Source organism: Ligilactobacillus hayakitensis DSM 18933 = JCM 14209 (genome assembly GCF_000615845.1).
Taxonomy (GTDB): Bacteria; Bacillota; Bacilli; order Lactobacillales; family Lactobacillaceae; genus Ligilactobacillus; species Ligilactobacillus hayakitensis.
Genome location: NZ_BAML01000010.1, coordinates 15864 through 38219 on the forward strand (window position 1 = coordinate 15864; position 22356 = coordinate 38219).

Below are 22356 nucleotides of genomic sequence, written 5' to 3' on the forward strand. Positions count from 1 at the left end.
TAACAAAAAAAGCTAGCATTTAACAATACTAGCTTATTTTATCATATAATACCTATTTATTTACAAATAGTTGGGCGCCTTTTTCAAAATTAAATTCTTCACCAACATTAAAATCAGTATCATTTTCATCTAATACTAAAATACCACGTTTTTGTGGTGCATTTGGTAAGGCTAATTCACGTGCAGCACAAATCATCCCATTACTTGTTTCTCCACGTAAAGCCCCTGGCCAGATAATTAACCCACTTGGCATCATTGCTCCAACCTTAGCCACAACTACCTTTTGTCCTTGATCAACGTTAGGAGCCCCACAAACAATTTGAAGAACTTCATCGTTATCAACACGGACTTTTGTAACATGTAAGTGATCAGAATCAGGATGTTCTACCATTTCTTCAACGCGTCCAACAACAAATTTAGGACTCTCATCAACTACTAATTCAGGTTCAAAACCATTTTGTTCTAGTAATTCATTTAGAGCATTTACTTGTTGGTTATTTAAAACAACTTGCCCATTACCTTTTAAATTAGGAACGACTGTTGAAGCTTCAAAGATATTGAAACCTAAAGTTTTATTTGTTTTCACATCGTAAATACGTGTGACGTTATTTTTACTTTGACTTTCTTGATTTTCACTATCTGCGTTAAGCATTAATATTAGCACATCACCAATATTCTTTGAGTTATAAGTAGAAACTAACATAGATTCTAATCTCCTTTAAAAATTATTTTACGCTTTCAAGAAACTCTGTAACTTCTTTTTTTGTTTTACGATCTTTATTAACAAAACGATCAACTTCTTGACCATCCTTGTAAACGATGAAACTTGGAATGCCAAAAACATCTAATTCTTGGCATAAATCAATATTTTCATCGCGATCAACTGTAATAAATTCAAAGTCACTAAATGTTTCTTCAATTTCAGGCATTGCTGGTTTAATAAAACGGCAATCTGGGCACCAACCAGCTGTAAAGAATAACACATAATTACCTTTTTGTAATTTTTCTTCTAACTGCACTTTGTTCATAACTTCTAGTTGTTCCATATTTTATCACTTTCCTTACTTTCAATTAAATTATTGCATTAATTATAAACTACAAACTTTTAATTTGTCCACTTGAACGCTCATGGTATAATACAATCAATGAAAGGTGGCGATAAGATGAAGAAGAAATACCTTTATTTAATCTTCTTGTTCGGAGGAATTATTTTTCTTCCTTTTGCTTTTATACTTTTGTCTAGTAATTACCAAACAAAAAAGAGTGACCATATCTTGAATAAAGTCAAAAATAATTTGCTCCAAGATGGTTATGCTTTTACTGGAACTTGGATTCACGTTTATCCTAAAACACGCTATAAAAGTGACTTACCAATTACATATACTGGCGGATTTTCAACTTCAGATTCAAGATTTTCTTTTACATGTCTTGAATCTGGTGAAATCATTGAATTACATGAATTATTTTAAAAATGGGCTTCTAATTTAAAAATTGGTTGCCCTTTTTTACTAAATTTTTCTTCATATTCTGTCATGACATTATCTTCAACATCAGGCGTATCATGTAAATCTAGCCAAACTTGATCAAAAATCATTCCAAAATTATTCATACTTGCAAGTGAGTATTCAAATAATCCGCGATTATCTGTCTTAAATTCTAGATGTCCGTCTTCTTTCATAACATATTTATATTGTTCCAAGAATGTTTTATATGTTAATCGACGTTTTTCTTGGCGCTTTTTAGGCCATGGATCTGAGAAGTTTAAGAAAACTCCTTGAACTTCATTTTCTTCAAAAAATTCTTGTAATCCAGCACCATTAGCACTAACAAGTTGCAAGTTAGGGAGTTTTGCTTCTAATTGCTTTTTTAAAGCCATCCCAACAGCTACAGTTTGAATTTCAAGGCCAATATAATTATTTTCAGGGTGTTTTTTCGCCATTTCAATAATAAAACGACCCTTTCCCATTCCAATTTCAATAAAAATAGGATTTTCATTACCAAATCGTTCTTGCCATTTTCCTCTTAGTTTTTCTGGCTCAGTAACGACGTACTGTGGATTTTCTTCAATTAACGGTTTTGCCCATGGGCGATTTCTTAAACGCATATTTTCCTCCAATTTTAATATCGTTTATCTTTTTTTAAAAGAATTAGGACCGGAAAATTTTTACTTCACCAGTCCCAATATTTTAATAATTTTAAATATTTATCTATCAATACCAATATATTCTGATATTTTTAATATGTCTTGGTTCATTTCGTTGAAACGACCACGTTGATATTTTTCTTTAATTTCAAGCAATAAATTCATTACCGAATACCAATAAATTCGATATCTCAAATTATCATCTACTTGTATTCCATATTGAATTACCCATTGCTCCCAATCTGTACGTGGGACATATTGACACATTAACATACTGAGATCACTTGCGGGATCAGCGATTTTAGCTGATTCCCAATCAACTAAATAAAGTTGATCAGTATCTGAAAGCAACCAATTTTTATGATTTAAATCACCATGACACACGGTAAATTGTTGTCTTTCAAATTCCGGTAAGTTTTGCTTCAAATTAAATACTGCTTGAATCAATGTTGGATGATTTCTTAATTCTTCCGATAAATCACTTTGATATTCATCAAGAAATTCTGTTGGCCCCTTTACTTGGCCACCAACCTGTCGCAACATCTTCTTTAATACGGACGAATGATGAACCTTGTATAATAAGGATTTCACTCGTTTATCAAACACCATTTCATCTTTAGAAACACTTCGTCCGTTTAACCACTCTTGAGCAGTCAAAGTATCTCCTGAAATCATTGTTTTTGTCCACATTAAGCGTGGAGTAATTTCTTCCAAAGAAAGAGCTGCTAAAAACGGTGAAGTATTTCGCTTTAGAAATATTTTTTCTACAGCATGTTGTTCATTTTTTCTAATTCCCATAAATGCGGAATTTGTATTCCCACCAAGAGGGAGAACGTGCCATCCTTTATCAATGCTAAAGTTCATAGCCTGTATTCTCCTTATACATGGTTTTAACTAGTTAAAGTCTACTGATTTCAAGACTTGATGTCAAGTTATTTTTAACTTTATCTTGATATACACCCTGCTCAATAAAATGTTTTCCATCCCTAAAACTACCATTAAAATAATAATTTCTTGTAAAGTCATCTTTCCAATCAAACCACTGATTAAAAATAATACATCACATACTGTTAATATTATCATCGATAATGTTTGAAAATCTTGGAGTTGGTATACTTTTTTGACAGGATAAATATGAGTGTAAACATTACCTTCAAAATGATTAAACAGTGGTAATAGTTGAAAGATGATTAAATAACTAAATAAAACCGCCATTACAACTGCCAACCAATAAATATCCACCGCCGAAATTACAACCATTGCAATTAAGGTTAATCTAATTAATATTCCACTATACTCAGGGTTTCTAACGGCAGCTCTTGATAGTAAGAATTGATAGATATGGCGCGTTGGATATTTTGCCTTAAATAAGAACTTATCTAAGTACTTTCTTCTTTTAGCTCCACTCTTAATTTGAGGGACATCAGTAAATAAATTAAAAAAAGTATAAATTCTTTTTTGTCTATTATTTTCTTGATCAATTAGATAAGTCCAATTCAGGGGCTTATCACTTATTTTTTTAACATAAAAATTCAACCCTAAATACAAACAACCACTTAAAATCAACCCTGATATCGGATTAATATAAAATGCAATCAAATATACTATAACTGGAAAAATTATCCTGATGCTTTCAACGTATTTTTTATTCCAAGGTTGAAAATATTGGTTTTGAATTAATTTAAAATCTGTTAATTTAAAAATTACTTGTGTCAATCCGATAATCCCCACCATTACTTTCGAAAGATGAACGCCGTAAATTAAAAATGGTGTTAAAATTATTATTCCTATAATCTGTATTACTAGCGCTATTTGTTTAGATCTTCTAAAAGCATATTTTAAATATATCTTCATTTGTTTTTCTTTCGGTAATAAAAAGACAATATCTGGTTTACTTACTAAAGTCGCAACTTTAATAAATCTGAGAAGTAACACAAGAATTATCAACACAACTGGTTTAGCCCACCAATAATCCTCTTTTAAAGAAAGAGTCTTTAAAAAATTAGAATAGGTATATGCTATTGCTCCTAGCATGAAAAAAAGTGCCAAAATAAAATTATCATTAAAAACATACTTTCCATACTTTAACAATTGCTTTTGATATATTTTTAGACGTTTTTGCCATAAATCAACCATCTTTATCCCTCCTTTGCCATTTTTAGATAAATGTCGGATAAAGATGCATTTACTTGACTATTTTCACTCGCCCTTAACTGTTCCAATGTTCCTTGAGCTTTAACTTGTCCTTCATGTAACAAGACAAATTTATCACAATATTCTTGTGCCGTTGCCAACACGTGGGTTGACATCAAAATTCCTGCACCCCGTTTTTTTTCAGTTTCAATCAAGTTTAGTAAGTCATTTATTGCTAATGGATCTAATCCTAAGAAAGGTTCATCAATTATATATAAACTTGCATTCGTTATAAAGGCACAAACAATCATCACTTTTTGCTTCATCCCTTTAGAAAAATCAGCAGGAAACCAATCAATTTTATTTTCTAACCGAAAAACTTTTAATAAATCGTTAGCTTTTTTCCACGCTGCATCTTTATCTAAATTATATGCCATAATCGTCATTTCAATATGTTCTTTTAACGTAAGTTCCTCATATAAAATTGGTGTTTCAGGAATATAAGCAATTTTTTCTTTATATCTCTGTGGATCATCATCCAAACTAACTCCTTCAATTCGAATCATTCCAGAAAACGGCTGCAAAATTCCAATAATGTGATTGATTGTTGTCGATTTACCAGCCCATTTAAGCCGATAAGTCCAACCAGTTCCCCTTTTTTCACTTCAAAAGATATTCCCTTTAATACTGGAATTGTAGAGTATCCACCTACTAAATCTGTTACTTTTAATACCATTTAAACATCACTTCTATTTAATAATTATTTTTACTTTAATCTTACCAAATGTTTAATTTACTTGTCTATTTTCTACTAATTTTATTTTGTCAGATAGTGTATAATATTTTTAAAACTATTTATTATTTAGAAAGAAGGATTTTACATGACAGACTGTATTTTTTGTAAAATTATTGCTGGTGAAATTCCTAGCACAACAATCTATGAAGATGAAAAAGTTAAGGCTTTTTTAGATATTTCACAAGCAACTAAGGGACATACTCTTGTTATTCCTAAAAAACATATCGCAAATATTTTTGAATACGATGAAAAGTTAGCTGCTGATGTTTTTGCACGTATTCCAAAGATTGCTCGTGCTATCAAGGCATCAGATCCAAAGATCCAAGGGATGAATATTGTTAATAATAACGGCGAAGTTGCATATCAAACTGTATTTCATTCACATATTCATTTAATTCCTCGCTACAATAACGAAGATGGCTTTAGCATGACTTTTCAAGACAACACAGAAAAAAATACTCCTGAATCACTTCAAGAAATTGGTGCAAATATTTCTGAAAAAATTGAGGATTAACAATGAAAATTAAAACTTCACTTATAAGCGTCTTGTTAATTGGCGGTGCTGGGTACTACCTTAGTAACAAAAAAAGCATCGATAGTCAATTAATTGATTTAAAAAAAGAACTTAATTTAAACCTTGATAACTTAAAAGATGTTCTTTTAGCTTCGAAAAAACTTCAAGCTTCTGCACGAAATTCTTCTGAAATTCTGAATGATAATCAAGATTCGATTGTCGAATTCATCAATCTTTTGAATGATTTCAGTGATTTATTCTCAAAAAATAGTTAAATTTCATTAAAGAACTTAACAGCTTATTTAAAGGTATGTTATAGTATTAATTGATATTATTTTACATGATTGGATGTGTATTACATATGAAAAAGAAATGGTTAGTAGCGATAACTGGGGTAATGTTGACCTTTAGTTTGGCAGCATGTTCAAAAACTGTTGCAACTACTTCTGGTGGTAAAATTACTCAAGATCAATACTACAGTAGTTTAAAGAACACTACTGAAGGTAAACAAGTTTTACAACAAATGATTCTTGATAAGGTATTGGAAAAACAATACGGTTCTAAAGTTTCTGACAAAACTGTTGAAACTAAATTTAATGAAATGAAAAAACAATATGGTAGTGAATTTGATTCTGTTTTACAACAAAATGATATGACTCGCTCACAATTCAAAAAGCAAATTCGCCAACAACTTCTTTTAAAAGAAGCAGTTGCTGCTAACACTACTATTACTGAAAAGCAATTGAAAAAGCAATGGAAGACTTACCAACCTAAAGTTACTGTTGCTCAAATTTTAGTTGAAAAGAAATCTGATGCTCAATCAATCATCGACAATTTGAAAAACGATGGTAGTTATGCAAACTTTAAGAAATTAGCAAAAGAAAAATCACAAGATTCATCAACTAAGAATGACGGTGGAAAATTACCAGCATTCGATAACACTGATACACAATTAGATGATTCATTCAAAAAAGCTGCTTTCAAGTTAAAACAAGGTACTTTTTCTTCTGAACCTGTAAAGACAGAATATGGTTACCACGTAATCTATTCAATTAAGAACCCAGGTAAAGGTTCATTTAATTCACACAAACAAGAATTAAAAGACCAAATTCTTGACGAACGTACAAACGATTCTGATGTTCTTCAAAAAGTCGTTTCTAAAGTCTTGAAAAAAGGTAATGTTTCAATTAAAGACAAAGATTTACAAAACGTTCTTTCAAGCTTTATTCAATCTTCAGAAACAAAATAATTCAAATAAAAAATCCGCAAATAAATCTTTTTTGATTTATTTGCGGATTTTTTATTTTTTTAAAATTATCCTACCGCTCCCCTTTTTTATCTGGATTATAAAAACTGCGCCCGTCCAATCCAAATATTTTCTCAGAAAAATCTCCTTGTGGGGTATGATCAATCGCCCCATTAATCATTTGAATTGAAGCATCTAAATTATCTAAATTATGTAAAATTTCTGCTTCTAAAATATGGGGACGTACTGGTGAGCCGTATTCTAATAATCCATGGTGAGATAAAATCATATGACGTAACAATAAAATCGACTCATCATTTGGATCAAGATTTAAATCCTGACATGCTTTAATAATTTCTTCATCTAACAAGACAATATGACCAATTAAATTTCCAGCAATTGTATATGTCGTTGCAATCGAACCCGATAATTCAATTACTTTTCCCAAGTCATGTAATATTGCCCCTGCATACAAGAGTGATTTATTTACATTTTCGTATTCATTGGCAACCGCCTTAGCTAACCGTAAAATCGATAATGAGTGGAATGCTAATCCTCCTTTAAAAGCATGATGATTTTTTTTAGCTGCAGGATAATCAAAGTATTGATTATGATATTTATTTAATAACCAACGCGTAATTCTATTCCAAGGCATCACTGTAATTTCAAATAATGTATCTTTTATTTCATTTTCCATTGCTTCAACATTAAGGGGTGCACTTTGGATAAACTCCGATATATCTGGTGCATTTGGCACTTCAAACATTCTAAAAATTTTAATTTGAGGATTTCCTTGATATACTTCCCTTTTTCCTGTTAATTTTACTACTTTACCTGCCGTAAAACGTTGAATAATCGCGTCATTTGCATCCCAAAACTTCGCACTTATCGTTCCTGATTTGTCTTCAAAATTAAACGCTATGAATTTTTTCCCGTTTTTTGCTACTCGAACTTCAGCACTTTTTATCAATACCATTATCTCTAAATTTTCGTCAACTTTATAATCAAAAATTCTTTTTTCTTCCATTTTTTCACCTACTTAAATATGCAAAAAAGGCTAGGAATATTACCTAGCCTTTTCTTGTGGCTTATTCCCTTTCAAATATTAGCAGTATTTGCTGTTTATTTCAAAGTTTTTTGCCACAGTTTTTTTATTCTTCGATATCTCCATAAACACTAGCAACTGGTTCAAACATAACAGTTGTAAGATTTTGAATAAGTGCATTCATTTTTTCTTCAGCTTGCATTAATTCTAATAATAATGGATAATTCGTAATTTCTTGGCCTAAAGTTGAAAGAGTTGCCATTAGTTCTGGATCAATTTCTTCATCTGGTCCTTTAGCATTAACTTCTTGTTGTGCCTTACGTAATTTGTTAAATACATTTGCAGTTGGTTCATCTGCTTTAACTTTTTCAACAATTTCTTTAAATTCCTTGAACTCTGCTGTATTTTCAAAAGTTTCTTTTACTTGTCCTACTAATCCTTGTAATTCATCCATGTTATTTATCTCCATTTCATTTATTAGTTTCTTAAAAAGTTTTCTAACATATTTTTTCCGTTATTCAAAAAGTTTGATATTTTTTCTCCAATATCAGAAGCATTTTGAGTAAACGAATCATTTAAGTTTTCTCCAGCCTTTTGGAAAGTTCCCCAAACGCTTGAACTATCCATATTTTGTGTTTCAACTAAGGTTGATGCCGCTTTTACTTTAAACGTATTTCCAGACGTATATGGGAGTATCCCTTCCATTTCATTTTTAAATAGACTTGCTCCACCTCTTGTACCTTCATCACTTAATGAATATTGCGTTGAATCAAAACCTATCCATGTTGCTAGAACTATATCTGGTGTATAACCGATATACCAATGATCATTTTCGTTTGAGCTATTCGCTGCTGTTAAACTTTCAGTTGAACCAGTTTTACCTGCGATTGTATATCCTGCCGGCTTAGCTGATTGACCTGTTCCATCTTTATAGACGTCTATCATCATACTTGTCATTTCATTTGCAGTTTTTTCTGAAATAACTCTTCTGGAATCTACTTTTGTATTATCTACAATTATATTTCCTTGAGAATCTACGATTTTTCTAATTAAATGATCATCGTACATCTTTCCGCCATTTGCAAACGCTGTATAAGCATGTGCCATTTCATATGGTGAAACCCCTTTTTGTAAGCCCCCGAGAGCTAAGCTAAGGTTTTCATCTGAAGCAGATAATTTAATTCCAAATTTTTCAACTGACTTATATCCTCTAGAAACACCAATCTTATTTAATAACCACACCGCAGATGTATTCTTACTATCTGCTAATGCTCGATACATTGGAATTTGACCTTCATAAATATCATTCCAGTTATGCGGACGATATTTATTTTTTCCATATGCTTTTAATTCATCTGGAACTTCAGAATCATAATGATATCCTGCTTGCAACGCCGGTGCATAAACCGCAAGAGGCTTAATTGTTGAACCAGGAGAACGGACTAACTGGGTCGCGCGATTATATCCTCTAAAAACATGAGTTCCACTTCGACCACCTACTAAAGCCGCTACTCCTCCAGTTTTAGGATCAATTGCTACTGAAGCTCCTTGGGCTTTTATGTTATTTCCTTGTGAAGAGGGAAATAAGCTTGAATCAGCAAATTTTTGCTGTAATTGTTGCTGATAATTTTGATCTAAGGCCGTATAAATTTTATAACCTTTATTCATAATATCTTTTTCAGATAAACCATATCGATGAATTGCTTCACTAATAACAGCATCAAAATAAAACGGATATCGATAACCTGAGTCTGTTTCATAATTATCATACGTATTCATTGGTGTATTTTGATACGTGCTAACTTGAGCTTCATCAATTTTTTTATTTTCCGCCATTAGTCTAATAACTAAATTTCGGCGTTTTGTTGAGGCATCAGGATTATCAAGCGGATTAAACGATGCTGGATTAGTTAACATTCCTGCTAACGTTGCTGCTTGCGGTACCGTTAATTGGCTCGCATGTATTCCAAAATATTTTTCAGAAGCATCTTCAACTCCCCAAACACCATTTCCAAAATATGCATTGTTTAAATACATTGTCAAAATTTCATCTTTTGAATAATCATTTTCAACTTGAACCGCAATATAAATTTCTTTTAACTTTCGTGATAAAGTTTGCTCTTGCGATAAAAATGCATTCTTAACTAGTTGTTGTGTCAACGTACTTCCGCCACCACTAATATAATTACGGCGAAGAATTTTATTCTTTAGGTTAGATACAAATGCTCTTGCAATTCCGGATACCGAAAAGCCATATTCATGGTAAAAATTTCGATCTTCAGTTGATAAAACAGCATTTTGAACATTTGGTGAAATATCCTTTAGCGCTACCCACGTTCCTTTTTGTGAATAAAGTGCGCCTGCCTTAACATCGTTTTTGTCTAATACAACAGTTGCTGTTTGCAATGTTGATTTTAACCCTTTAACATTTGTTTTTTTTGCAATAAAAAGTCCATATACACTTATCATTAAAAATAGACTTAAAAAACAAATTATTAGCCACCGAAATATCTGGTAGCGTTTAAAAAACCACTTCCACGTCTTATCAAAATTTTTGCTCTTTATTTTCTCTTTATTATTTTTTATACTCTGCTTAAAATTATTAAATTTAAGTTTTATAATATCTATAAATTCTCTCATGTATGTCATCCTTAATTCAAATTTACAGAGTATATTTTACCATACATTTCAATTTATAAGATTAATATTTATTAAAGCATATTTTCAACAAAACCCTTTGAAAATATAAGTGTTTTATGATTTTTTTTCGTAATTAAAATTTTTGATTCCCTTAATTCTTGAAAAATTTGATTAAGCCCTTGTCTCGTAATTCCTAATAAATTACTCAACTTTGCTTGTGTTACAGAATTAGGTAAACAATAATTACCATCAACATTTGTGATATTCACTTCTTTTAGAAGTATTTTTAAAAATTTTTCTACATAGATTTTTTTATTTTTTCCATACGCCGTTTTTAATTCCGAAATCACTTCATTTCTCTCAGCTAATTTGTGAGATTCAAGTAAGATTAATCTTTCAAGTTCTGAATCGTTGTTATTCGGACGCTTAATAAGAACAACTTCTAATTCATCACTGATACAAACAGCTCGTTTATTATATGTTCCGCGTTTTACTTGATACATCGGAAAAAATGATCTCTCTCCGTACAATTCATAGCGTTCAGACTCCTCAAAAAATTGGCGTAATTCTACTACTCCTTTTAAAATATAGTAATAGTAATCGTTTAAATCATATTCGCCAAATACTAAGTCGCCTTTTTGATAATTTTTAATTTGAACACCAAATGGTTGATGCATATTCATACCTCCTGAATACATATTATTCAGTGGAAGGGTTAGTTGTTAAAAATTTATTATTTCATTTTTAACAAAATATATAATAAAATACTTTGCACGTTTTGTCACTGTTTTTTTTAGAATTTTTTTATTTTTTATTTTTTTAATATTTTCATACCGCAAAAAAGTTAATTATCAGGCGTATATTTTTATCATTAAAAATTTACTAATTATTTTAATGATATTTAAAGTGAAATAAAAAACTCGAGGGACTAAAACACTCGAGTTTAATATATTTATTTTATGACATCATAAATTAAATTCATACGATATTGGAGAAAATCTCTAATTTCTGTTACCCCAATTTGTATCGCTTCTTCTTTAGGAGCTAAAAATTCTGAATGTAGTGAATATGGACTTTGGACCCCTAACCAAAACATCGTTCCTGGAATTTTTGAAAGTAAATATCCGAAATCTTCGCCTGTCATTGCAGGACGAGTTTCAACAAAGTCAACATCTTTGGCATTTTGCATGTAATCCATAAATATTTTAGTTATCTTAGGATCATTTTCAACCGGATAATATCCGCCTTGATGTAAATCAATTTCAACTTCACATCCAAAACTTTGAGCAATCCCTAATGCTATTTCACGAACTCTTTTTTGAATTTTTAGATTATTTTCTTGCGTTAAAGCCCGAATTGTTCCGTCAATTTGGCATTGTCCTGCAATTACATTTCCAGTCGTTCCAGCACTAAAATGGCCTAATGTAACTACCCCAGATTCAATTGGATCAACATTTCTCGAAACAATCGTTTGAATTTGATTTACAAATTGGGCCCCTGCCACTACCATATCATTGGCATCATGTGGAAAAGCGGCATGGCCACTCTTTCCAATAAACTTAATATGTATTTCACAGGTTCCAGCAAACAGTGTTCCTTGGCAACAACCAATAACACCTGCATTTAATTGGGGGTTATCATGCAATCCATAAATTTCATCTGGCATCCATTCGTCCATTGCCCCACTATTATATAATTGCATACCACCACTTTTATTTTCTTCGGCTGGTTGAAAAATGAAAGTCATATTAGTTTTAGGTTTATTTTCGCTAAAAAATGATAGTAACCCTAAAGCAACTGACATATGGATATCATGTCCACATGCATGCATTTTTCCTTCATTTTTTGAAGCATATGGTAATCCAGTTTGTTCTTGAACTGGTAAACCATCAATATCAGTTCGATAGCCGATTGTATGTTCGGAATTTTCTCCATTCACATGAACTAAAATTCCCGTCTTCCAAGTTTTTATTTCTAAATAATCTTGATTGAAATTTTGAATTACATTTAATAGGTATTTTTGGGTTTCAAATTCTTCCATTCCGATTTCAGGAATTTGATGTAAATCGCGTCGAATTTGAATTAATTGCTCTTCCGTCAAAGTCATTTTTATTCCACCTCTTTTAATTTATTTTAATTATACTCTAATGCTTTTTTAATTTCAGCACAAATTAATACAACAAAAAAAGACAGGTTCTCTTCCCTGTCTTAATTTCAACATTGCTTAGATTTTTCTTAAATCATCAACAATTTCTTTTTTACCATCTTCAACTTCAGATGCATTTTTAACCTTTTTAGCTGGCATTCCTAACACAACTGTTCCAGGTTCCACGTCTTTGGTAACAACAGAACCTGCTCCAACTACGGCACCTTTCCCTACACGAACACCTTCTAAAACAACTGCATTCGCTCCGATTAAAACATCATCTTCAATGATAACTGGTTGTGCTGAAGGTGGTTCTACAACCCCAGCTAACACTGTACCAGCACCGATATGGCAGTTTTTACCAACAATTGCACGTCCTCCTAAAATTGCGCCCATATCGATCATTGATCCTTCACCAATTTCAGCTCCAATATTGATTACGGCCCCCATCATAATCACCGCATTATCGCCAATTTCTACTTGATCACGAATAACTGCACCGGGCTCAATACGTGCGTTAAATTTCTTTTCATCGACCAAAGGTACTCCGGTATTACGTCCATCATTTTCTAATTGGTATGATGTGATGTTTTCATTTTCTAAAAATGGTTCAACATCTTTCCAATCACCAAATAATACCCCTGCTTTGTCTCCAAAATATGCATCAATTTCATCAGGAACCTCTACTTTATCTAGATTCCCTTTAACATATACTTTTACAGGCGTCTTTTTTTCTGATTCTGCGATAAATCTAATAATTTCATTTGCATCTAATTTTGCCATAATACCCTCCTAAATATATTGTTGTTATTATTTTATAATCTTTAATAAGGATTATCAATAATTAGTTGAATTTGTTAAGTTTTTTGGATATTTAATATTGACAGTATCCCTTGTAATTATTAAAATAGTGTAGGTATTTTATACTTTTATTTACATATTATTTTTACATATTTTAGGAGGATGAAAATGGAATTTCCATTATTCACACGTTTAGCTGCTGAATTTTTTGGTACTGCTATCATGGTAATGTTAGGTAACGGTTCTGTTGCGGACGTAGAGCTTAAAGGAACAAAGGGATACCGTAGTGGATGGATTACAATTTCTATCGGTTATGGTTTCGCTGTTTTAGTTCCTGCATTAATGTTTGGTGGCGTTTCTGGTGGTCAATTCAACCCTGCTATGACTCTTGGTTTAACAATCAATGGCGATTTTACATGGGCTGAAGCATTACCTTATATCTGCGCTCAATTCTTAGGTGCAATCGTTGGTCAATTAGTCGTTGTAGCATGTTTTTGGCCACACTATAATATTACAGAAGAACCTGAAAGTATTTTAGGTACATTCTCAACAATTTCTGCTACACACAGTCGTTTTAATGGTTTTGTAAACGAATTTTTCGGTACTTTCACGCTTGTGTTTAGTGCTCTAGCAATTACTCACGCTAAGTTCTTTACTAGTGGTAATCAAGGTGCTGGATATATCGGAATTGGTCTTTTAGTTATGGTATTAGTTACATCATTTGGTGGTCCAACTGGTCCTGCTTTAAACCCTGCCCGTGATTTAGGTCCTCGTATCGTCCACTCATTAATTCCATTTAAATACAAAGGTTCATCACAATGGGATTACTCATGGGTTCCAGTTTTAGCTCCAATTTGCGCCGGAATTACTGCAGTATTCTTATATAAAACAATCTTTGGATTATAATCTTAAACTCAAAAAAACCTTAAGAAATTATGCTTTTAAAGCACGGCACTATGTCCTGTCAAGTATACAGTTTAAATATATAAAATAGACTATGCGGTCTGATTGCGGAACTTTTCCGCAGTCAGACCGTTTTTTGATGCATAAGCTCTCTTTGTATTGAAATATTTTACACCTTCGTCAATCAGTTTCTTTAATTCTTCAAATGATTGTGGCTGTGGGTGTCGTTCCAGCCAAAGTAGTTTAAAATCATTCCACCATCTCTCCATAGGGGAATTTTCCCATGGATGTCCAGGATGAGACATGCTATGAACGCAGTTCATCTTTTCTAAATATTGATTAAAGGAAAGTGAACAGTATGCAGCACCTCGGTCTGTATGAACCATAGGTCTTACCCCTGGCTCTTTAGAGAACGCTTTCTTAAATGTATCAATTACTGCCGATGTAGTTTCTGTTTTTGAAAGATTATAGCTAATCACGTAACGTCCGTATAAATCTAATACCGCATGTAATCGTACTTTTTGTGGTTTGTTATCTTCAAAATATACAACTTCAGTTGTATCGGTCGCCCATACTTCATTCTTGCTTGCACGATCAAAATGGCCAGATAATAGGTTTTCACTAATATATTCATGCTTTAATTTAATTCGGTTTCTCTTTTTCTTTCTGATATTTACACGAATATTATTATTACGCATACAAGATCTTACACGTTTTAAACCAGCCGTAAAATCTAATTTTCCTTCTGCTTTCAACTGAGTGGTCATACCTAAATAACCTAAAGTAAAATTATGTTCTTTCTCCAATTCTAAAATGGCAGAGTAGAGTTGGTCTTGTTGCTTTCGATACGTACTATTACATCGTTTAAACCATTTATAATACGCATCTCTTGTCACTTTGGCAATCTTACTAAGCTTACTAATCGACCAGCGATATTCTTGATGTAATTCTTTAATAGCTATGTACTTTAATTCTTTTTCCCCCCTCGATTGCGTATTTCTACCAATTTTTTTGCGAAGGCAATCTCCATTTTTTGTTGTTCTAATTGTGCTTTAAGTAGTCGATTTTCAATTTGTAAGCGTTCAAGATCATTCATTGTTTCTATAGATTTTCTTTTACCACGGTTATCACGAAGTGATTCTGGATCATTATTACTCTTAGTATATTTTTTATACCAGTTATATACTTGTGCATAACTCACATCATATTTTTCGGCTGTTCTATGGTAATTAATATCATGTTTAATCAAGAATTCAATGATTTCTAGGCGTTCTTCAAAGGTAGTTTTTCTGGCTGAATTTCTTTTTTTAGTCAAATTTAGGTCTCTCTTTCTAGCTGATAAGCCTTTAAGGTACCTCTATTATACCGCTTTATCCAGTTATATAGTTGTGTATGGGATTTTAATCCATTTTTTATTGCGAAGTTCAGTAAAGAATCTCCTGATTCCATAAATGCTGTAACTAAAGAAATTTTAAAGTTAAGAGAATAACTTTGGTTAGTACGTTTACTTTTAAGTCCTTCAATTCCTTGATATTTGTATAATAGACACCATTGTTGGATGGTTCTATTATTAATTGAATACTTTTTAGAAATTTCATATATACCTTTTTCTTTAGCCTCTTTTAAAATAGATAGTTTTTGTGCTGAATTAAATTTTGGTTTTCTTCCCATAAAAAAATACCCTCCAAGTATTTAGATGATTTTGTATATTTCATCTGTATACTTAGAAGGTATTATAGCCCACAGATTTCTTAAGGTTTTTTTATTTTCTATAAAAAACTAGGTGAATATATCATGATATTCACCTAGTTTTAGTTATTACAAAAAATTATTCGCCTAAACGTTCTTGTAATTCTTTTGTTAATTCTTCATAACCTGGACGGCCTAATAAAGCAAACATGTTGTTCTTGTATGCTTCTACCCCTGGTTGATTAAATGGATTAATACCATTTAAGTATCCAGAAATTGCAACTGCAATTTCAAAGAAGTAAATTGTGTATCCTAATGTATATTCTGTTTGATCAGGAATGTTAACAATCATGTTTGGCACGTTACCATCTGTGTGAGCTAATACTACCCCTTGGAATGCCTTTGAGTTAACATGATTCATTGTTTTACCTTCTAAGTAACCTAAACCATCTAGGTTTTGTTCGTCACTTGGAATATCAACATCATGTCTTGGGTTTCCAACTGTAACAACAGTTTCCATTAAGTTACGCATACCTTCTTGAATGTATTGACCTAATGAGTGTAAATCAGTTGAGAAGTTAGCTGATGATGGGTAGATACCTTTTTCATCTTTACCTTCAGATTCACCCATTAATTGCTTCCACCATTCTGAGAAGTATTGTAAACTTGGTTCGTAGTTTTCAAGGATTTCTGTTGTGTATCCTTTACGATATAAGATGTTACGTAATGCTGCATATTGATATGCTTCATTCTTAGTTAAATCAGCATCTGAATATTCTGTACGTGCATCTGCTGCACCTTTCATTAATTGGTCAATATCTGCACCTGATACTGCAATTGGTAATAAACCAACTGGTGTAAGTACAGAGAAACGTCCACCAACATCATCAGGAATTACAAATGTTTCGTAACCTTCTGCGTCAGCTTCTGTCTTCAATGCACCACGAGCACGATCTGTTGTAGCATAGATACGATCACGAGCACCTTCTACACCGTATTTTTCAATTAACTTTTGTTTGAAAACACGGAACGCAATTGAAGGTTCTGTAGTTGTACCAGATTTTGAAATAACGTTAACAGAAAAATCTTTGTCTCCGATTAAGTCAATTAAATCATTTACATATGAACCAGAAATTGAGTTACCTGCAAAGAAAATTTGAGGTGCCTTACGCTTATCTGCAGGTAAGTAGTTGTAGAATTGGTGATGTAAGAATTCAATAGCTGCTCGTGCACCTAAGTATGATCCCCCAATACCAATAACAACTAGTACTTCTGATTCTTCTTGAATCTTCTTAGCTGCCTTTTTAATGCGGTCGAATTCTTCTTTATCGAAGTCTACTGGTAAGTTTAAAAAGCCTCTAAAATCATTACCAGCACCAGTTCCTTCGCGTAATTGTGTATCTGCGGCGTTAACTAATGCTTGCATTTCGCCTAGTTCATTATCATGTACAAACTTTGTTAAATTTGAACTATCAAAAGAAATATGAGCCATTTTACTCTCTCCTTAATTATTTTTTATTACGCTTACATTATACATTATTATGCTTTATTTGAACATAGATTAATAAGCATATTTTATTAAATATTCAGCGTTTTTTGTGTATAATTACTTTATAAATCTTTATTAAGTTCTTATTTATAAATTGACTATTGAGTCAAACTTATTTTAAAATTAATGATTAGTTGAATATTCTTGAAAGGAAGAAGAGAATATTGAAATTAGATAAAATTAAATTCATTTTACAATCCAGGTGGGGCTTTTTTAGCTTACTAGTTTTTTTATTTTGGTTAAAAACTATTTTAACTTACTTCATCGATTTTAATCTTGGAGTTAAAGGAATATACCAAATTTTTGTTCTCTTGATTAATCCCCTTGCAACTACCATGTTGCTCCTGGGGGTTGCTCTTTATGTTAAACGAACAATCCCGTCTTATTTGTTAATGATTTTGCTTTACGTTGCTAATAGTGCGTTATTACTCTTTAACGTTATCTATTATCGCGAGTTTACAGATTTCATGACAATCAATACGATTTTTGGTTATTCGACTGTTTCACAAGGTTTAAGTGGAAGTTCACTTGCACTTATGAAACCGCAGGATATTATCTTATTTTTTGATTTTATACTCCTTATTTTGGGGTTTGTCTTTAAAATTATAAAGCTTGATAATCGGCAAGTTCCTCGTGTTCAAGCAATTGCTTTAAGTGTCTTTTCACTAATGTTTTTGATGTTAAATATTACCTTAGGTGAAATTGATCGTCCGCAACTGCTTGGACGAACTTTCGATCGTAACTACTTGGTTAAATACCTCGGAATTGATACATATACCATTTATGATGGCTTAAAAACCGCGCGTAACAGTCAAGTTCGTGATTCAGCTGGTAGTTCGGATTTAAACGAAATAATTGATTATAAAAATCAACATTATGCTGCCCCAAATCCAAAAATGTTTGGAGTCGCAAAAGGAAAAAATGTTATTATCATTCATTTAGAAAGTTTCCAACAATTCTTAATTGACTATAAGCTTGATGGAAAAGAAGTCACTCCATTTATTAATAGCTTATATCATAGCAATGATACCTATAGCTTTGCTAACTTCTTTAACCAAGTTGGACAAGGAAAAACTTCCGATGCCGAAAATATGCTTGAAACAAGTACTTACGGCTTACCACAGGGATCACTTTTTTCAATGTTAGGATCCGATAATACATTTGAAGCTTCACCAGCAATATTAAATCAAACAAGCGGCTATACTTCCGCTGTTTTTCACGGAAATGCCGGCTCATTTTGGAATCGAAATTCTGTATATAAGAATTTCGGTTACAATTATTTCTTTGATGCTAGTTATTATGATACCAAACCCCAAAATTTAACTGAATATGGCTTGAAAGACAAATTGCTTTTCCATGATTCAGTTAAATATCTCGAACGTTTACAACAGCCATTTATGGCGAAATTTATTACTGTATCTAATCACTTTCCTTACGCTTTAGATAAGGCTAACACTGACTTTAAAGCTGCCAATACAAGTGATGAATCAGTTAATAATTACTTTGTGACCGCTCATTATCTTGACCAAGCATTACAAGAATTTTTTGAGTACCTTAAAAAAAGTGGTTTATATGATAACACAATGATTGTTATGTATGGTGATCATTATGGAATTTCTAACACCAGAAACTTAAAACTTGCCCCATTACTTGGAAAATCAGCTTCTACATGGAATAAATTCGATGATGCACAAATGCAACGAGTTCCATTCATGATTCATATCCCTGGCAATAAAAATGGTGGAATCCAACAACAATATGGTGGCGAAATTGATGTCTTACCTACAATCGAGCATCTTTTAGGTATTAATTCTCAACCATATATTCAATTTGGAACTGATCTTTTTTCAAAGCAACATGATCAAACCGTTGCTTTTAGAAATGAAAACTTTATAACTCCTAAATATACAGTTATAGGAAATACAATTTACGAAAATAGCTCTGGCAATGTTGTTACTCATCCAAGTAAAAAATTACAAAAATATGTGGATAAGCAAGCAGATAAAGTTATTCGCGAACTATCCTTATCAGATACTTTGAATAATAAAAATTTACTACGGTTCTATATTCCGCATAATTTTACACCAATTGATCCAAAGCTTTATAACTATAAAAATCAAATGAAGCAATTAATCAAAACAGAAAATAAACTTGGTAAAAAATCAAAATCTATTTGGTCAATGAATAACAACAAAAGTACAATTGATGATTACTCTACGAACGCTCCCGAACTTTCAAATGAAACTAGCAGCGAAAATTCAAGTAGTTCATCTGAATCATCAACAATGTATGAATCTCCTACTCAATAAAAAATATAACTGAGAAGTTTTAATATAATAAACCCTTGATAATTCTTCGTTAAAAAACGTTGAATTATCAAGGGTTTTCATTTTGTACTGATAACAATAGCAATATTACTAACAATTATTATCATAATTTTATTCCTAATAAAAACAGTTAAGCTGCTTGATTTACAAACTACTTAACTGTTATATCATCATATTTAATTAGATTATCCTATTAGCATTATTTGATAATTATTTTTTAGTCTTCATCTTTATCTGGGAAAATTAATGTGAAAGTTGTCCCCACGTTTTTCTTACTTACAACATCAACCTTACCACCATGTAATTCAATTAATTTATGAACAATTGATAATCCTAATCCAGATTCTCCATATTTGGTATTAGTTCGAGATTCATCTGCTTTATAATAACGTTCCCAAATATTCTTTAAATCTTTTTCTTCCATTCCGATACCGGTGTCGGAAATATGGATTATTAATTCGTTAAAACCTTTTTCAGCCGAAATCTTGATTAACCCATCGTTAGTAAACTGAATCGCATTTTGAGTTACGTTAAAAATAATTTGAACAAAGCGATCGTAATCCGCGTATACTTTCAAATTCTTAGGAATATTAATTTCAAATTTATCACCAACTTCTTCTGCTTTACTTTCAAGTTGACTCACAATATTTGAAACAACCCCTTGAACCCCAAATTCAGACTTATTCAAGGCAATATTTCCGGCACGAATTCTTTCATAATCAAGATTCTTATTAACTAAACGAATTAAACGATTAGTTTCGGATCTCATCAATTCAATACTTTTTTCCTTACTTTCTTCAGGAATAACATCGTACGCCAAACCTTCTAATAATCCGTTAATCGTTGTTAATGGTGTCCTCATTTCATGGGCAGCATCTGCAAAGAATTCTTCACGTCGACGTTCCTGACGCTTAATTTCTTCACTAGATTCACGTAAAGAAGTTACCATGCTATTAAAATCTGATGATAACTTATCAATTTCATCTCGTTCATTTGTCGAAATTTCCACATCAAAGTTTCCATCAGCAACTAAACTTGTTGCTTGACGTAATTTTGTAATCCGTTTTGTTAAATAATGCGCAATTATAGTTGAGAGAAAGACCCCGATAATCAACGCAATTGCAAAAATTACTACTAAATTTTGAGAAATTCTATTAACCGCATCTGATAATGTCGAAATATCTTCTCCAACCATGATAACTGCAACTAAATTTCCGTTTGAATCAAAGCAAGGCGTGTAGATATCTATAATTTTGATATTTTTATTTGCAGTTTTATCAACATCGATTGACGAAGTGTTTGGACGCACTTCATTTCGATTACGAATAATTTTTCCTCTTTGTAAATCTTCCCAATCTTCTTTTGAAATTGCTGCATTTGAAATTTGCTTTGTTTTTTTAGGGTACATAATTTCATTGTTTGCAGTATAAATCGTAAAGCGCGTATGTTGAGAATACAATAATTTTTCTGCAGTTTGTAACTCGGTAACATTGAGTCTGATTACCGCTTGTCCGCTTTTTTTAGTAATATCTAGAGCTTCATTTTTTAATGTAAAAGCATACCCTTCCATTTGATTCCATGCATTTTCATAAACCATTTGCTTTGATAAATGGAAAAATAAAATCGAAAGAGTCCCAACAGTTACAACTATTAGCGCTAAGAATGCTAATAATTGCTGATAAAGAAATTTCATTATTTTTCTACCTCAGTGTCATCAAATTTATATCCTACGCCCCAAACAGTTTTAATAATTTGAGGTCCAACTGTTTCAATTTTTTGACGTAACTTCTTGATATGAGCGTCTACAGTACGTTCATCCCCATAAAATTCATATCCCCAAACCATTTGTAATAGTTGATCACGTGAATAAACTTGACGGGGTTTACTTGCCAATGCCTTTAATAACTCGAATTCTTTTGGTGTCAATTCTTCAATTTCTGTGCCGTCAATTAACACTTTACGAGTACTGGTACTTAACATTAAATGCTTGGTTTCAATATCATATTCCTTTCCCGTAGTTTCTTCAGTTTGAATTCCTTGTAATAATGCCCGACGGTGTAATGCCTTAATTCGCGCAATTAAAATCATCGGAGAAAATGGTTTAGCAACATAATCATCTGCCCCCATTTCTAAGCCCAATGTTTGATCACTTTCAGAATTACGCGCCGTTAAAATAATAATTGGAACAGTACTTGAAATCTTTCTAATTTCCGCATTTACTTGCATCCCATCTTTTTTTGGTAAATTCAAATCTAATGTTATCATATCCCATGATTCTGGATCTGACTTAAATTTATTAACAGCTTCTTCTCCATCATATGCATATTCTACATCCCATTTTTCTTTAGAGAAGAACATTGACATCATTTCTGAAACTTCACGGTTATCTTCAACCATCAATATTTTCATGTCATTCACCCTTTC

General features: G+C 31.9%; 21 protein-coding genes and 2 pseudogenes. 6 read left to right on the plus strand and 17 right to left on the minus strand.

Translation table 11 applies throughout. The annotated features are described in order from the left end of the window. Positions 1–52 precede the first annotated feature (52 nt). The gene (gene ytpR, locus JCM14209_RS04240) at positions 53–703 is read right to left on the minus strand and encodes a YtpR family tRNA-binding protein (RefSeq protein ID WP_025022335.1); all 651 of its coding nucleotides are present in this window, start codon (positions 701–703) and stop codon (positions 53–55) included. A 22-nt stretch (positions 704–725) separates the two neighbouring features. Then, positions 726–1046 carry a thioredoxin family protein gene (locus JCM14209_RS04245; protein WP_025022336.1) on the minus strand — a complete coding sequence of 107 codons (321 nt, stop codon included), beginning with the start codon at positions 1044–1046 and terminating at the stop codon, positions 726–728. A 117-nt stretch (positions 1047–1163) separates the two neighbouring features. Here JCM14209_RS04245 and JCM14209_RS04250 point away from each other — a divergent pair, with 117 nt between their 5' ends. Beyond that, positions 1164–1469 carry a hypothetical protein gene (locus JCM14209_RS04250; protein WP_025022337.1) on the plus strand — a complete coding sequence of 102 codons (306 nt, stop codon included), beginning with the start codon at positions 1164–1166 and terminating at the stop codon, positions 1467–1469. Here the strand turns inward: JCM14209_RS04250 and trmB are convergent. The 4 genes and pseudogenes from trmB to JCM14209_RS09035 form a co-directional block, all read right to left on the minus strand. Then, a complete protein-coding gene (gene trmB / locus JCM14209_RS04255) occupies positions 1466–2104 on the minus strand; it encodes a tRNA (guanosine(46)-N7)-methyltransferase TrmB (RefSeq protein WP_025022338.1) in 639 nt (212 codons plus the stop codon). The two genes, JCM14209_RS04250 and trmB, sit on opposite strands and share 4 nt — an antisense overlap. Before the next feature lie 99 nt (positions 2105–2203). Continuing rightward, positions 2204–3007, minus strand: coding sequence for a phosphotransferase family protein (locus tag JCM14209_RS04260; protein WP_025022339.1), 804 nt, complete (start codon positions 3005–3007; stop codon positions 2204–2206). Positions 3008–3070: 63 nt separating this feature from the next. Beyond that, positions 3071–4279, minus strand: coding sequence for an ABC transporter permease (locus tag JCM14209_RS04265; RefSeq protein WP_025022340.1), 1209 nt, complete (start codon positions 4277–4279; stop codon positions 3071–3073). A gap of 2 nt (positions 4280–4281) precedes the next feature. Next, positions 4282–5012: pseudogene (locus JCM14209_RS09035) on the minus strand (ABC transporter ATP-binding protein). A gap of 145 nt (positions 5013–5157) precedes the next feature. Between JCM14209_RS09035 and JCM14209_RS04275 the strand changes: the two are divergent. The 3 genes from JCM14209_RS04275 to JCM14209_RS04285 all read left to right on the plus strand — a co-directional run bounded on the left by JCM14209_RS04275 (position 5158) and on the right by JCM14209_RS04285 (position 6835). Further along, the gene (locus JCM14209_RS04275) at positions 5158–5586 is read left to right on the plus strand and encodes an HIT family protein (RefSeq protein WP_025022341.1); all 429 of its coding nucleotides are present in this window, start codon (positions 5158–5160) and stop codon (positions 5584–5586) included. Positions 5587–5588: 2 nt separating this feature from the next. Next, the gene (locus JCM14209_RS04280) at positions 5589–5861 is read left to right on the plus strand and encodes a hypothetical protein (RefSeq protein ID WP_025022342.1); all 273 of its coding nucleotides are present in this window, start codon (positions 5589–5591) and stop codon (positions 5859–5861) included. 86 nt (positions 5862–5947) lie between these two features. Then, the gene (locus JCM14209_RS04285) at positions 5948–6835 is read left to right on the plus strand and encodes a peptidylprolyl isomerase PrsA (protein ID WP_025022343.1); all 888 of its coding nucleotides are present in this window, start codon (positions 5948–5950) and stop codon (positions 6833–6835) included. A gap of 70 nt (positions 6836–6905) precedes the next feature. On the opposite strand, the gene JCM14209_RS04290 is transcribed toward JCM14209_RS04285, so the two are convergent. The 6 genes from JCM14209_RS04290 to dapD form a co-directional block, all read right to left on the minus strand. After that, the gene (locus JCM14209_RS04290; RefSeq protein ID WP_025022344.1) at positions 6906–7859 is read right to left on the minus strand and encodes a 3'-5' exoribonuclease YhaM family protein; all 954 of its coding nucleotides are present in this window, start codon (positions 7857–7859) and stop codon (positions 6906–6908) included. Positions 7860–7983: 124 nt separating this feature from the next. Then, positions 7984–8331, minus strand: a complete 348-nt coding sequence (locus JCM14209_RS04295) for a YlbF family regulator (protein WP_025022345.1) — start codon at positions 8329–8331, stop codon at positions 7984–7986. A 23-nt stretch (positions 8332–8354) separates the two neighbouring features. Next, positions 8355–10517, minus strand: coding sequence for a PBP1A family penicillin-binding protein (locus tag JCM14209_RS04300; RefSeq protein ID WP_025022346.1), 2163 nt, complete (start codon positions 10515–10517; stop codon positions 8355–8357). Positions 10518–10588: 71 nt separating this feature from the next. Beyond that, entirely contained in the window at positions 10589–11194 is a 606-nt protein-coding gene (locus JCM14209_RS04305; protein ID WP_025022347.1) for a Crp/Fnr family transcriptional regulator, read from the minus strand. A 275-nt stretch (positions 11195–11469) separates the two neighbouring features. Further along, entirely contained in the window at positions 11470–12624 is a 1155-nt protein-coding gene (locus JCM14209_RS04310) for an N-acetyldiaminopimelate deacetylase (RefSeq protein ID WP_025022348.1), read from the minus strand. A 117-nt stretch (positions 12625–12741) separates the two neighbouring features. Then, complete coding sequence (gene dapD, locus JCM14209_RS04315; protein WP_025022349.1) at positions 12742–13446, minus strand: 2,3,4,5-tetrahydropyridine-2,6-dicarboxylate N-acetyltransferase; 705 nt, start codon at positions 13444–13446, stop codon at positions 12742–12744. Between the two features lie 186 nt (positions 13447–13632). On the opposite strand from dapD, the gene JCM14209_RS04320 reads away from it, so the two are divergent. Next, positions 13633–14370, plus strand: a complete 738-nt coding sequence (locus tag JCM14209_RS04320) for an MIP/aquaporin family protein (RefSeq protein WP_025022350.1) — start codon at positions 13633–13635, stop codon at positions 14368–14370. 89 nt (positions 14371–14459) lie between these two features. On the opposite strand, the gene JCM14209_RS04325 is transcribed toward JCM14209_RS04320, so the two are convergent. The 3 genes and pseudogenes from JCM14209_RS04325 to JCM14209_RS04335 all read right to left on the minus strand — a co-directional run bounded on the left by JCM14209_RS04325 (position 14460) and on the right by JCM14209_RS04335 (position 17548). After that, positions 14460–15413, minus strand: a complete 954-nt coding sequence (locus JCM14209_RS04325) for an IS3 family transposase (protein ID WP_225349686.1) — start codon at positions 15411–15413, stop codon at positions 14460–14462. After that, positions 15335–16038: pseudogene (locus JCM14209_RS09040) on the minus strand (helix-turn-helix domain containing protein). Before JCM14209_RS09040 ends, JCM14209_RS04325 begins: the two are co-directional and overlap by 79 nt. Positions 16039–16195: 157 nt before the next feature. Beyond that, positions 16196–17548 (minus strand): glucose-6-phosphate isomerase, encoded by a 1353-nt coding sequence (locus JCM14209_RS04335; RefSeq protein ID WP_025022352.1) that lies wholly within the window; start codon positions 17546–17548, stop codon positions 16196–16198. 221 nt (positions 17549–17769) lie between these two features. Between JCM14209_RS04335 and JCM14209_RS04340 the strand changes: the two genes are divergently transcribed. Continuing rightward, the gene (locus JCM14209_RS04340; protein WP_025022353.1) at positions 17770–19914 is read left to right on the plus strand and encodes an LTA synthase family protein; all 2145 of its coding nucleotides are present in this window, start codon (positions 17770–17772) and stop codon (positions 19912–19914) included. 235 nt (positions 19915–20149) lie between these two features. Here JCM14209_RS04340 and JCM14209_RS04345 read toward each other — a convergent pair whose 3' ends face one another. After that, on the minus strand, positions 20150–21625 hold the full coding sequence (locus JCM14209_RS04345; RefSeq protein WP_025022354.1) for an ATP-binding protein: 1476 nt from the start codon (positions 21623–21625) through the stop codon (positions 20150–20152). Further along, entirely contained in the window at positions 21625–22341 is a 717-nt protein-coding gene (locus JCM14209_RS04350; protein ID WP_025022355.1) for a response regulator transcription factor, read from the minus strand. Before JCM14209_RS04350 ends, JCM14209_RS04345 begins: the two co-directional genes overlap by 1 nt. Positions 22342–22356: the final 15 nt, after the last annotated feature.